Raw genomic sequence first — 13,656 nt, forward strand, 5'->3', positions numbered from 1 at the left:
GGTTGCGATGTCGAGCGCATTCTGGAAATCGATCACGCCGCCGTTGCTGGAAGCCGCACCGCTGGCGTCATTGCCCGTGGTCGCAACCGACGCGCCACCGCTCACCGTAACGGTCGAACCCGCGTCGCTCGCGGCAATACCATCGGAGTCCACGCCATTGGTCGTGACATCGACGGCGGCCAGGTTGATGGCACCCTGGTTGGAGGCCTGCACACCCGCCGAGCTGTCGCCATTGGTGGTGACCCCTGCGTCACCGGTAATGTTGACCGTGGAGCCCGCGTCCGTCGCCGCAATGCCATCGGAGTCCAAGCCACTGGTCGTGACGTCGGCCGTCGTCAGGTTGATGGCACCCTGGTTGGAGGCCTGCACACCAGCCGAGCTGTCGCCGTTGGTGGCAACGCTGGCATTGCCTGACACGGTGACGCTGGAACCCGCGTCGGTAGCGGCGATGCCATCGGCATTGAGCCCGCTCGTTGTGATTTCAGCCGACGCCAAGCTGATGGAGCCGCCGGTGGTGGACAAGACCCCTGCCGAATCGTCGCCGTTGGTCGCCACAGTCGCATTACCGGTGATCAGAATGCTACTTCCTGCATCCCAGGTCACAATACCGTCAGCATCTTGGCCGCTCGTTGTGATATCGACCACGCCAAGATTTAGCACGCCGCCAAGGCGCGCGAGCGCCCCTTGAGAAAAGTCGCCCAAGGTGACCACGTTGGCCGCGCCGGCAACCCTTAGGATGCTGCCGGCATCCCTCACATATAGACCGACGGCGCCGTTTCCTCCGCCTTCCGTCCTAATGGACGCTGATCCGCCGACTTCCAACGAGGCTCCGCTACCTACGGTGAGACCACCAGACGAATCTCCCAGAGTCGTCACGGTTGCGTCGCCCGTTACTCGAAGCGTCGCGCCGACCGACGCGATTAAGCCGCCCGCGTTAAGACCTTGGGTGTCGACATTAGCGCTACCGATCGTGAGTTCGGCCCCGCCGCTTGTGCCGCCCTGCGCGCGAATGCCTGTGGCGTTGTCGCGACGTGTTGCGACCGTCGCCAAGCCATCAATATTCATAGTGGCGCCGTCATAGCTCCGGATACCCTGAGCTCCCAGGCCGTCGGTCAGGATCGTCGCGTTCCCATGGATGTCGACCGCAGAGCCTGCGAAGGCCGATTGAATTCCGAAGCTAGTTCCATCACCGGAGACTGAAGCCACTACATCCCCGTGCGCCGCGATACTTCCGCCAGAAACTGCGTAGATTGCGAAAGCGCCACCACCGCCAGTTGTGCTGACATCGAGGATGGTCCCCGATCCGCCCGCATTGCCAAACACGACTTGCGAGCCCGGGTTCTGGACCACCACGCCTCGGCCGGACGCGCCAGCCGCCGTCGTGTCGATGTCCGCACCACCTGGAACAGGAAGGACCGTGCCGTTCGTATGAACGATCCGCGTGGTCACTACTTGGCCGTACGAGCCACCTGCAAACAGTGCGCCTACTGCTAAAGCAACAGAACCAGTAAGCACACGACCACCGGTGGGCGACACGGCGCCGCGATGCGTCCCCGACTTCTTCCTGCCCCGCGCGAACTCAGAGGCCACCGTCCACTGACCCAAGACGGTGTTCCATACGACTCGATAGACCATATTCATGATGACTTCCCAACCGATTAATGCGTGCGTCAATTTCTTGACGCGTCGGGTGTCACACTACGAATCGCGACCCATGCGGATTTGAGTTTGGTCAATCAATCGCGCACGGAACGGTGTTAGACGCTGATACAGCGTGACGATGGACGTTCGAAACCTCGATCGCCGCCGGTATCCGAAGGTGCGGATATCACAGCGTTTGTGGCGTGGCTGGCGCCCGGAACCCATCAGCCGCGCTCTCTCGACGAGAAATCTGAAGTAGGGAGCTTTTGAATCGCGCATAGAAAAGCGCCATGACAAGCAAAATGCGCGTCATGAGGACTTCATGGCAGTCTCGCAGATGGACGCGACGGATCAGCGGCTCATGGTCATGCGTTCCCGCTGACGCGCGGCGACGTGGCGACCTCTACGGCATGGCGCGTGATCGAAGGACGGACATCGATCATCGGCGCAGTCGCTTCTGACAAAGGCGGCGACGTCTTTGTCGTGACGCTCTGGATTCAAAAGGACTCTTGACGTCGCCATGAGGACCGCATCCTTGTCGATCGCTTGCCAGGCATGTCTCACCCATCGCCACAAACAGAGACATCCTTCATCGGGCTGCCCGGAGGACGCGCCGGACGCTACACCTAGGCGTGTGATCTTGGCGTGACGCGGATCGCCACACGACGGCAAAGGCGCCGAGGGTCTCGCGCGCAGGCCAACTCGTAGTGTCGGAAGTCTAAACAGCGGATGCAATCTTGCAGGCGCATAATCGTCCTTGAGCACAGACTTCCTACGTCCTGAAGCAGGACGCGCGGGAATCAGACTTCGACCAGCCCTGACCGTAAGTTTCGGCAGCAACCAATGGACTGGCCGAGCGCGGCACGGATCCAAATCAGCATGCTCCGACGCTGGACCATCGCGCCGGTTGCCGGCCACGCAGGGCTGCCCTCCTTGTCTCGTGCCACGCATGGGCACCAAATGCGCGCTGGCGTGGCTCGCCTAGACAGGCTTATATCGGTTAGGAGCTATATGCGGGTCGTCTCGTCGCGCGACAGGGCACGCCATAGCTCCAGAACGCGCTCGCCCAGGATCTGCGGCCTGCCTCGGAAGATCAGCTTCTCTATCGCCTGAGGCCCTGCCAACTCGCTGGCGAGCGAGCGCCGTTCCTGCGCGTTGTTGATCAGCCGCAGTGCCGCGGCCTTGTACTCCTCGTGCGTGCTGGTCGTCATCCATGCAGGAAACCCCAGCCGCGCAAACATCCCCTGGTCGATGTGCTCGTTGACTTCTCGGCCCGTCTTGTTGACACCCACGAGCCCTGCCCAGACGGTATCGACAATGCCGTTGGTGTTTCCGAACGGAAACGGGTTCAGGAACAGATCGCAGTCTGCGATCACCTTCATGTAACGTTCGTAGCTCTGATGTTGGTGGACCACGGCATCCTTGCCGACCAGGCGACGCACTATGTTGCGCACCTGCGGATAGGTCAGCCCGGAGGCTTGGCCGACGAGAAAGTGAAACTCCACCGGCACGGCCGCCTCCCGCGCTATCTCGCCGCACGTTTTCAAAAAGCCTGGATTGAGCTTGATGATGGTCGCCGCGACCGCCACGCGTACTGTGTCGGCTGAGCGCGGCGGGGGAAGATGTCCTTTTGCGAGATTGAGCTCCAGCAGGGCCGAAGGCGCCCGATACGGCATTCCGTCCTTTGGCAATTGGAGCAGTTTTTCTGAAAAGCACGTCGGATCGCCCACATAGTCTTCCTCGACCACTACGTAGTCGATCGCGTGTCCATGCGTGGTGGCCGGGTGGCCTAAGGCCATCAGTTGCAACGGCGCTACGCGCAGGTTCGCCAGCATCATCGTCAACGGAAACATGCCGACGGATGGCATGTACATCACCTGTGCGCCCCGTGCCTCGCTCACCTGCCTGACATGAGCGACATGGCCCCACACGTTGTTGCCTTCCAGTGGGACGAATTCATCAAACACGTCGCGTCCCACCTCGTCGACCCGACTTTCAAACCCCATACCAACCAAATGAAACTTATCGCGCATCGCGACCATGGTTTGCGAGTGAGTGCGGTAAATCGAATGGTTCTTGGAGAACCACTCGAGTACGACCAGCAGCACCGGCTTCGCTCCCGTCGCACTGTCGTCACCCAGGCTGGCCGGCGGCCGAGCGACGTCGTGGAGATCGAGGCTGGCGAGCTTGCGCCGAATCAACGCGTTGATTGGCTTCTTGATGTCGTGCTTGCCCGGTAGGTCCGCATAGGAGCAATGCATGTAGGCATCGTGTAGTACGCCGGCGGGCAGCTGATCAAGGCTCTCGATCTGATCCAGCCGCGCAGGCAACCAGCGCAGGAGCATCTCGCGCTTCTGGTGAGCCGCCGGCGAGGCGACCAGTCGCGTCGCCAGAAGCGAGATGGCGAGATTGGCCGCAGCCACCTTGTCAAAGCGCCAGAACACATCCCAGTCCAGCCGCATTTCCGATTCGGCTAGGTAGAAGAGCTGAAACTTGCGCGTTTCCTCAGTGCGCATCGCCAAGGTGTTCTTGGCGTGGGGATCATTACCGAGCGACCGCAGAATATGGTCGGCATTGCGGAACGGACTGACTGCGAACAGGGCGGAAAGCCATCGCTGGAAGTGCGCAAGCTTGGCAATGCCGTAGTCCGAAATCGTGAAGCCGGGGTCGGTGACCAGCGCGGTGATAGCCGCGGCGAGCCGCGTTGTCAGGTGTTCGTCCATGATGTCCTGCGCTTCGGCTGACTGTGCCCAGTCGTCCACGTCCATCAAGACGCCATAGTGCTGGTCCACACGCTCCAATAGCGCCAAGAGCTGTCGGCCCGCGGTCTCATGCTCGCGCCGATAGCAGTGATACTCGAACTGGGTTATCGGGAAGACTTCAGGCATAGAACACCTTCGAATCGGATGCGGTGTTTGGACAGGCGTGAAGTAAGCCCGCTTGGCCACCGTGGCTGCTTGTATTCGGCGAATGGCTGGGTTCGTCAGGCACGGCCGGGACGGGAACCTTAGATCTGCCTACTGGCGCCAGGAGAGGGAGAGCCAGGTTTGAGTTGATCGATCGCCTAACTCGACCCACGAGCCATCGGAAAAGCCGAATGGTTTTGCCGCCGTCAGCGACAGCGTCGCTCCGATCGGTGTCAACCAGGCGAGCTCCAAACCGTAACCGGCGAGCTTGCGCGTGTTACTCACATCTGGAATGCCGACATAACTCTGCTCCCAGTTCAGCCAGGGATCTGCGTTTACGCGCGCGTAGGCGAAATCGGCAATCGGACCCAGTTGCAGTTGATGGCCCTTAGCGATCGCCAGACGCTTGTACATGCCCAGGCTGAGGATGAGGCCTTCATCCGCTGACCCCTCGTCAGTCCGGTACGCGCGCACCGCACCTGGGCCGCCCAGCATCAGCTGCTCGGAGGGGTCCAGGTTCCGATTCGCCCACTGTCCGCTAGCGCCCAGCGTCGCGAACAGATCGTTTGACTCGTTCAACATCAAACGCCCGAAACCGGAGCCTGAAAGTTTTGCGTAACGTCCTGCCCTGCGTGGTCCGATGTCCAGCGGATCATCGTTGTCCTGCCGTCCGAACGTCAGCGCGGAAGACGCGCTCCACAAGCTGGTGCGCAATTGCTGCGCGCGATCTCCGCTGTTACCGCTCAACGAAAGCTTGAGCCCGTCGATTTGCCCGTGCGTGGCAAAGTTGAAGTCGGTGAACTCGATTTCGGTTTCACTGTGCAGGTAGGACGCCCCGCCCCACAAATTGAAGTCGAGCCCGCGCGCAAACGGATAGGTCGCTCCGGCTGAAATGATATTGGCTGTCCCAGCCACGCGCGTGCCGACTGCGTTCACCGTGTATTGCTGCCGGGTAAAGCCGCCCGCCAGCCGTAGACCGTCGGAAAAGACCGGGATGCTGCCCGTCAGCGCACCGGTCCACATTCCCTCTGTCGTCACGGTTGCGCTTGCCGCGTAATCCTCCCCGAGCCCGAGGCGATTGTTTCCCCGGGCCGATACCGTGAACCTGGTTCGCCCGGTCGCCTCCATTCCGTTGTTATCGACCATCGCATCGAGGCTAACAGGCTTGCCCTTCGACGTGATCGCGAAGCTCACCTCAACATCGCCAGCCCCTGCGCCGGGGCCGAAGCGCGGCGCTCCCGCAAGGGCCACCCCAGGCAAGTCCTGCAGCAGCTGCGTGGTTCGCTCGAATCGCCGGGTTTCGAACAGGCACGTGCTCACGGGATCGCCACCTTGTTCTCGGCGTTCGGAACCCGACAAGGCGCGTACGTCGAGGCTTTCGTATTCGCACAGGGCCCTCGCGATCAGCTTCTCAAGCCGCTCGTCCTTGACCTGCGACTCATTCACCAGCTGAATCGCGCTAACGCGTCCCGGAAAGGCGGTAAATACCGTGTGCCCGGTCCGTTGCGCATTCGCCCAATCCATTTCGGTCATCAACACTTGACCGATCGGGAAGCCGCCCGCCCGAAGGGCCGCGGTCAACGACTGCGACCAGGCATCCACTTCTTCCAAGGTGCGTGGCGCGCGCTCTCGGGCCAAGGCATCGACCAGCGCAGCCCGAACCAAAGGCTCCTGTCGGCTTCCGGCTGGAATGACATTGATCGCAACCGTCGATGACGTCCGGTCGCCATCCCCAACTCGTGATCCGATCGGCCCCAACACGGCAGGCGATGGTGCGGTCTCCGCATTCGCCGGTCCTGCAAGCAAGAGCACAAGAAGGGTCATCGGTACCGACGATCCCAGCCTCCCGCGACACATCGCCACCGATGTGCTGCGATCTGAAGCGACCCTGCATTCCATATGCTCGCCACCCTTTGAGGACGTGTACTCGGTGCCTCGCGGCCGTCCAGTACAATCCTCGTTACATCCCCGCCTCGAAGGCGGCGATCATTCGACGATCAGTGTCGCCCGCCATTCGCCCACCCAGAGCCCTGCCAGCCCAACCGGGGACTGGCAGGAGACAACGCTGGAAGTGAGGTCAGATGGCTCCAGATTGCGCCTACTTCTTTGTCAACCAGCCGTGCGCCTTGACCGTGTATGGCTTGCCGTCCACCACGCCAGTCTCGATGAAGAAGTACTCACGTGTCTCTGGATTGACCGACAACTCGGTACGAATGCCTCCATCTTCGCTTGCGTAATGGCGCACTCCATCGCCACTGTCCTGCAACGTCAGCGTGCGTTGGAGCTCGCCCTGCCGTGTGTTCAGGCACACCTTAGCCGTTCCGGCCTGAACGTCCAGGCAGGTGAGCTGCGAGCCGTACCAAGCGGCTTGGTCGCCAGCCTCAACCGTGAGTGCCTGTGCCGAGTCCAGCGCCCACATTGCGTCGGGTCCGGACAGCGCCGCAGTCAGCCCCGCAATACCGCCAACGACTGCGACCCCTGCTGCTGCAGCACCCGAACCACCGCCGGAGGAACCGCCCGAAGTTGGAGGAGTGGGCGACTCCGGCGTTGGGGGCGGAGGCAGCACACCTTCCGGGAAGGTGCCATTGCCGGCAATCCTGGGATTGCCGTTGGCGATCACAGTCACCGTGCCACCGTTGCTCTCGATGATCGTGCCATCGTTGTTCAGCCCGATTCCGTCGGTCGAGTTGGCCGTCACATTGGTCGAGGAACCATCGCCGTCCGAGCCGATCGTGCCGTCATTGTTGACGCCGGTTCCGCTGTTCGATTCGCCCGTGATGTTGAGCGATCCGCCATTGGTGCTGCCTAGGTTTCCGCTGTTATCAACACCCGTGCCAGTCGTCGAGTCGCCGGTGACGTTGGTCGACGAACCATGGCCGTCGGAGGAAACACTGCTGTTCTCGCCGACACTGACACCTGCGCTCGCGTTCGAGCCGCCGGTGATGTTCACCGAGCCACCGCCAGTGCTGCTGCTGTCGCCCTTGAATCCAACGCCATCTCCGCTGCCCGCTGCATTGCCGGTTACGTTGGTGTTCGACCCCGTGCCGTCCGAGGACGCACTGCCGTTCTCGCCGACGTTGACGCCGGTGCCGGAGCCGTTGGGATCCGTGGAGTTGCCCTGGATGTTGACCGAGCCGGCGTTCGTCGAGTTGGCATCGCCGTCCAGGGCCACGCCGTCGCCAGTGTTGGACGTGCCGGTCACGTTCGTGCCCGAGCCATCGCCGTCGGAGGCCAGCGCGCCGTTGGCACCGATGTTCACACCGGCGCCGTCGGTCGAGTCGCCGGTGATGGTCACCGAGCCGCTGTTGGTCGAGTTCGCATCGCCGTCCAGGGCCACACCGTCGCCGGTGTTCGACGTGCCGGTCACGTTCGTGCCCGAACCATCGCCGTCGGAGGCCAGCGTGCCGTTGGTACCGATGTTCACACCGGCCCCGTCGGTCGAGTCGCCGGTGATGTTCACCGAGCCGGCATTGGTCGAGTTGGCATCGCCGTCCAAGGCCACACCGTCGCCGGTGTTCGACGTGCCGGTCACGTTCGTGCCCGAACCGTCGCCGTCCGATGCCAGCGCGCCGTTCGTACCGATGTTGACGCCCACGCCGTCGATCGAACCCCCAGTGATGTTCACCGAGCCGCTATTAGTCGAGTTGGCACCGCCGTCCAGGGCCACACCGTCGCCGGTGTTCGACGTGCCGGTCACGTTCGTGCCCGAACCACTGCCATCGGAAGCCAGCGTGCCGTTGGTGCCGACATTGACGCCCGCGCCGTTGGTGGAGTTGCCGTTGATGTTTACTGAGCCGCTATTGGTCGAGTTGGCATCGCCCTCAAGGGCCACACCAGCACCGGAGTCGGAACTGCCGGTCACGTTGGTACTCGAACCATCTCCGTCCGACGCCAGCGCGCCGTTGGCGCCGATATCGACGCCCGCACCACCGGCCGACTCGCCGGTGATGTTCACCGTGCCGCTGTTGGTCGAATTGGCGTCGCCGTACAGAGCCACGCCGTCACCAGTAGTCGATGTGCCGTTCACATCGATAGACGAACCTTCGCCGTCGGCCGAAACGCTGCCTTCGGGACCAACACTCACGCCGGCGCCTGAGTTGCTCGCGCCGTCGAGGTCGATCACACCCGCGCTCGTCGCATTGAGTGTGCCCCCTAGTTCAACGCCATTGCCGACGTCTGACGAGCCAGACACATTTACGACCGAAGTTTCGTCAGTCGAAGCGATCGTGCCAGTGCTGGACACGCTAACGCCGGCTCCCTCTGTGGAGCTCCCCGCGATAACCAATGTGCCACCGGTATTCGTTCCTGCTGCCCCGCCAATGTCTACGCCGCCACCGCTATTCGAGGTACCAGTGACAGTTGTTATCGCATCGACTGCGGAAACAAGCGAACCACCGGAAGGAGTGAAGTTGGCAGCATCGTACAGCACTGAATCGGGTTCGACGATCCATACGCCGGAACTGTCCGAGGACGAGGTCCCGATAATGGTAGTTTCCCCCCGGTCACCCGCAGTCGTCAGGTTGCCCAGTAGCGCAACTCCTCCTCCCATGCTCGGAGTGAGAGTGCCGTAGATGTTGATGGGCGCCTCACCGTCCGAGGTGCCGGTGAAAGATGTGACGCTATTTTCTGCGGTCACATTGCCTTGAATAATCACACCAATGCCGGCGTCTACATCCCCGGTTACGGCCAATACGCCGTTACTGGCGGTTGCCGTCCCATCCAGCTGTACACCAACTCCGCTTCCCGAGCTACCGCTCAACGTCAGTTCGCTGTCCGCAACCGTAAGCACGCCACTTGGACCAACGTAAATTCCTTTATCGCCTTGTGATGCGCCAAGGAAGTTGATGGTGCCATTATCAGTTGCTTGCACATTTCCATACAGGCTCATGCCGTTTACTGAGCCAATCGCGGTGGTAGTTCCGCTGACTGTAATGACACCACCATTGGAAGCAGCGAGGGTCGTGTTCGCGTATTGGTAATATCCTCGTTGGTTATGCCCCGTCCCGGCGATGCTGATGGTGCCATTATCTATTGCCGTGATGGTTCCACCTCCTTGCGCACTGCCATGGGCCACCGCACTGCCGGTTCCGTTCGAGGAGCCGCTAATCGTGAGATCGCCGGTGTCGGCTACGGTTACGTCACCGAGCAGACGCACGGCCGAACCCGCACCAGACTCTAGTGTTCCATCGATGCTTAAATTGCCACCCGTGACACTGACCGTAGAGTTCGTGGTGAATTGGACGCCGTGGGCGGAGTTTGACGTGCCCTCAATGGAGACATCCCCACCAGTGACATTTATCGTCGCGTTTGCGCCAAGAAAAACACCGCTTCCTCCGTTCGACGATCCCTGGACGGCAACATCGCCTCCATTGACATCGATTCGTGAGCCAACGCCAAGGTACACGCCCGATCCAGTACCCGCAGAGGACGTCCCGTCGACGTTGATTGCGCTGTTTGCCTCTGCGACGATTGCTCCCGACGTATTTAAGAAGACGCCGTGACCAGTTCCAGATGTTCCTGTGATGTTGACGGTGCTGTCAGTTGCCGACACCGCAAACCGTTGCCCCAAGCTCACGGCGCTGGAGGTGTTTGATGCGCCGACAATTTCGAGTGCGCCGCCGGTCATGTTTAAGCTGTTGTTGATGTAAACGGCTACTCCACCATTCGCCTCACCGGAGATCACGCCTCCACCAATGTTGGACAACGCCCCTTCCAAGCTGACGCCACGCGCGCTCGGCGTCATCGTGCTATTGCCGGAGACAAAGAGGCTGCCGCCCCCCAGGTCAATGGTGCTCCCGCTTGCTGTCGCTACTGTACCCACGCCACCGTTGCCCACATCGGCAGTCAGATTGAGATTGCCGCCACCCAGCGTGATGTTGCCCTGAATGCTGACATTGCCAACGGCTTCCATTGTGAGGTTGTTGGCGCTGCCACTAGTGATATTGGTACCCGCGGACAGGGTGATGTGGCCCGAGGCTGTGCCGGCAGTAGTGACGTTAGTGGTGATGAGAACGTCCGTCGTGCCGAGCGCTGCTTCGATCGAGCCGTTGTTGACAACGGCCGTGGTGGCGGCCGTGGCATTCGGTGAGAAGGTGCCGCCAGACTCAGTGCTGTTAGCACTTGCGCTGGTATTGATCACGATGTTTGTCGGATCAATCAGCCACAGACCCGCCTTTCCTTCGCGTGCCGACGCGCTGATGGTGCCCGCAAGCGCGAGCGCCTCGCCCGAGGTCTCGACGAAGCCGCCGTCGCCATGTGCGGAGCCCGCATCGATGTTGACGCCCTTATCGACCTGGGTGTAGCTCGCCAGTGCAACCTCATCGATCAGCCCAGCCGCTGAGGTGCCCGGGATCTTGCCGAGATTGTCACCACCGATGATCGCGGTGCCGCCTTGCACATCGCCCGTCACGTTGATCGAGGCGTTGTCGAACAAGCCCACTCGATCGCCGGAGAGGACCACCACCCCGCCCTTGCCTCCGGCAATGTTGTTCGAGGCATCAAGCTGGCCCGTCAACACCACGTCGCCCGTGGTTCCCGCATCGGCCACAATCGTGCCGGCTTTGACCACGCCCGACAGGTTGATCACCGTGTCGAGCACGGTATTGGCGCCGCGGGCCGTGATCAGGACGGAGCCATTCTCCCCGGCCTGAATGTTGCCACTGTTGTCCACCAGCGCATTCGCCGACGCGTTGGACAGCGTCACCGACACGCCCTGGCCGTTACTGAGCGCCACCGTCGCACTATCGCCCGCCGCCAGCACCACCTGGTTAGCGTTGATCGCGCCGCTGTTGCGGATCTGGTCGCCCACAAAGGTCACAAAGCCTTGGGCATTGACCGTGCCTTTGTTCACCACGCCGGCATTGGAACCCGTCGAACTCAGGGCAAGCGGACCTCCGCCATGAATTGGCCCGGATCCACATTCTTCGTGGTTGCGAGCAGCGAGCCCACGTTGACCGACGCACCGTTCCCGAATAGCACGCCGTTTGCGTTCTGAATCAGCACTTGGCCGTTCGCGCTCAGGGCACCCTCGATGCTCGAGGGGACGCCACCAATCACCCGGTTGAGCGTCTGCGCCTGTGCGTTGGGCTGGTTGAAGGTGACCGAGGCATCTTGACCGATGTCGAATGTCTGCCAGTTGATCGCGGCGCGTTGAGTCGACTGGTCGATGCTCATCGCAGACCCAGACTGTCCGATGATCGCCTGCCCGCCTATCACCTCGCCACCGGTGGGAAGGGCGCCGGAGGGCACCGATTGGGCCATCGCGCCCACGGGGTGCAGAAGCGTAGCCACAGCGACTGCGAGCATGGTGCGCTGGCCCGACTTCTTCTTTCCGTGCGCCAGTTCCGAGGCCACGGTCCACTGACCTGTGGCGGCATTCCATACGACTCGATAGATAGTATTCATATGACTTCCCAACCGATTCATGCGTGCGTCAATTTCTTGACGCGTCGGGTGTCACACTACGAATAGCTCCCCTTGCGGATTTGAGCCTCGTCAATCGATAGCGGGGAAATTAGTGATACGAGTCGAACGCAGCCTTGGCGAGGAGAGCTCAGATTCAGTGACAGCGACTTTGCATAAGGTGCGGATATGCTTTAAGCGGAAGTCCACATCGTCGCCCTCACGGGGCGGATGTTCAGCGCCGAGTCGCAACAGAGTTGAATTTTTTGAAAAGGCAAAGGCCTCGATGGGCAAAGCGCGCATGGCGAGGCGCTTGCGGCATGTTGGCGCCATGCGACGACCGGGGAACCTGCCGCGTGCGCGTCTGGCGCACTCCGACGTGCTGCGTCACCCGCGCACTACGCCCCGCCAGGGAATCGATGAGGGCAAAGGACATCGGTCATCGGCGCAGTCGCTTTTGACAAAGGCGGCAATGCCTTCGCCGCGACAGGCTGACTGTGCTCTGGAAATTCTTGTCGCCATGCGGACCGCATCCTTGTCGATGGCTTCACCAGACTTGTCTCACCCAGCACGAACAGAAACCTTCTTCGAGCTGCCCGGCGGACGCGCCGGACGCTACACCAAGACCTGTGATCCTGGCGTGACGCGCATGCCCACGAACGCCACAAACCGCACAAAGGCGAGCGTCACTTCATGTCAGTCCGCGTCACCCGTCGGGCTCGTTGCGCGTCTGCTCCCAAGAAGCAGCGGCGTTCACATCAGCACCTTCCTGTGCCGTGGCGCGGGTGCCCAATCCCTTGACGGTGCGGCATATGCATCCATCCCTCGCACGACCCACGTCATGGCACTCAGTGCCTTCGCACGCTAGTGGAAAGCCGCTAACGCGCCTTCGATGGGTTTGGGTCGAACACAAGTCCGCCGCGGTAGACCCGCCGGACTGGAAGCGCCTCCCCTAGCGCGCCAACTCGTTTTCGCAAACGGTGCAGGGTCGCATTCAGACGCGCGAGGCCCGACCTCCCGGTCTCCGCTCCGTACATCTCGATCAACAGTTCCGCAGTGGGCACCACTGCGCCCGCATTCCGAACGAGGGAGCCAAGCAGGACGCGCTCGTGCATATTCAGCTCGATCACCGCCCCTGATGGACACTGCAGCGTCCACCCATCCTCGCTTATTGCCCAACGTATGCGCTGCTGAGGCGCGATTCTGCGCGCGACCGACTCGATCGCTGCGCCGAGTACCTGGATAGCCACCGCCTTTACGAGACATGCATCGGCACCGGCCAGAAACGCCGCACTGTGCTCCGAACCGGCATGGGTATCCGTGAGCACGATGATGCCGATATGTGGGTCGGCGCGCCGCAGTTGCTCAAGCGTTGTCAAGCCGCTCTCCTTCGGCAATGCCAAGTCAAGCACCATGATGTCAAATGATGTGTGCGCAAGAGCCACCCAGAAGGTCTTCGCGCTGGGGCAGCCAATCACGTTGAAGCCGTAGTCGGCGAGCTTGGCAGACAGCTCCTCTAGGAGTTCAAGATCGCCCTCAACGATCGCTACGCTCAGTTTCGAGGGACTGGGAAGCGGCGTCACTCAGCGCAGACCACGGCGATCACGCATCCGAATTATGGGCGGGCTGCTTGATTTCGATAGCTGCATTCCCGTGCGCCATTGTGAACATACGAAGCGACGCTAGTCGTTCGAGCACACACGAACTT

At 61.5% G+C, this 13,656-nt stretch carries 6 protein-coding genes; all 6 read right to left on the reverse strand.

The features are described from left to right. Positions 1-1,641 (reverse strand): ESPR-type extended signal peptide-containing protein (locus VFE83_RS09390; protein WP_324905402.1); only part of this gene is annotated, 1,641 nt, incomplete at its 3' end. Positions 1,642-2,648: 1,007 nt separating this feature from the next. After that, on the reverse strand, positions 2,649-4,529 hold the full coding sequence (locus tag VFE83_RS09395; RefSeq protein WP_324905404.1) for a hypothetical protein: 1,881 nt from the start codon (positions 4,527-4,529) through the stop codon (positions 2,649-2,651). Between the two features lie 129 nt (positions 4,530-4,658). Further along, entirely contained in the window at positions 4,659-6,371 is a 1,713-nt protein-coding gene (locus VFE83_RS09400; RefSeq protein WP_324905405.1) for a ShlB/FhaC/HecB family hemolysin secretion/activation protein, read from the reverse strand. Between the two features lie 274 nt (positions 6,372-6,645). Next, complete coding sequence (locus VFE83_RS09405; protein WP_324905407.1) at positions 6,646-11,400, reverse strand: S-layer family protein; 4,755 nt, start codon at positions 11,398-11,400, stop codon at positions 6,646-6,648. 23 nt (positions 11,401-11,423) lie between these two features. Further along, the gene (locus VFE83_RS09410; RefSeq protein WP_324905409.1) at positions 11,424-11,951 is read right to left on the reverse strand and encodes a filamentous hemagglutinin N-terminal domain-containing protein; all 528 of its coding nucleotides are present in this window, start codon (positions 11,949-11,951) and stop codon (positions 11,424-11,426) included. Positions 11,952-12,826: 875 nt separating this feature from the next. Beyond that, positions 12,827-13,531: a response regulator transcription factor gene (locus VFE83_RS09415; protein ID WP_324905411.1), complete on the reverse strand. Its 705-nt coding sequence runs from the start codon at positions 13,529-13,531 to the stop codon at positions 12,827-12,829. Between the last annotated feature and the right edge of the window lie 125 nt (positions 13,532-13,656).

The organism is Lysobacter sp. (assembly GCF_035655815.1).
Classification (GTDB): Bacteria; Pseudomonadota; Gammaproteobacteria; order Xanthomonadales; family Xanthomonadaceae; genus Lysobacter_J.

Bases quoted from the DNA above. Each gene is read 5' to 3' on its own strand.
- VFE83_RS09400 (WP_324905405.1), bottom strand. From the start codon at position 6,371: ATGACCCTTCTTGTGCTCTTGCTTGCAGGACCGGCGAATGCGGAGACC.
- VFE83_RS09410 (WP_324905409.1), bottom strand. From the start codon at position 11,951: ATGAATACTATCTATCGAGTCGTATGGAATGCCGCCACAGGTCAGTGG.
- VFE83_RS09395 (WP_324905404.1), bottom strand. From the start codon at position 4,529: ATGCCTGAAGTCTTCCCGATAACCCAGTTCGAGTATCACTGCTATCGG.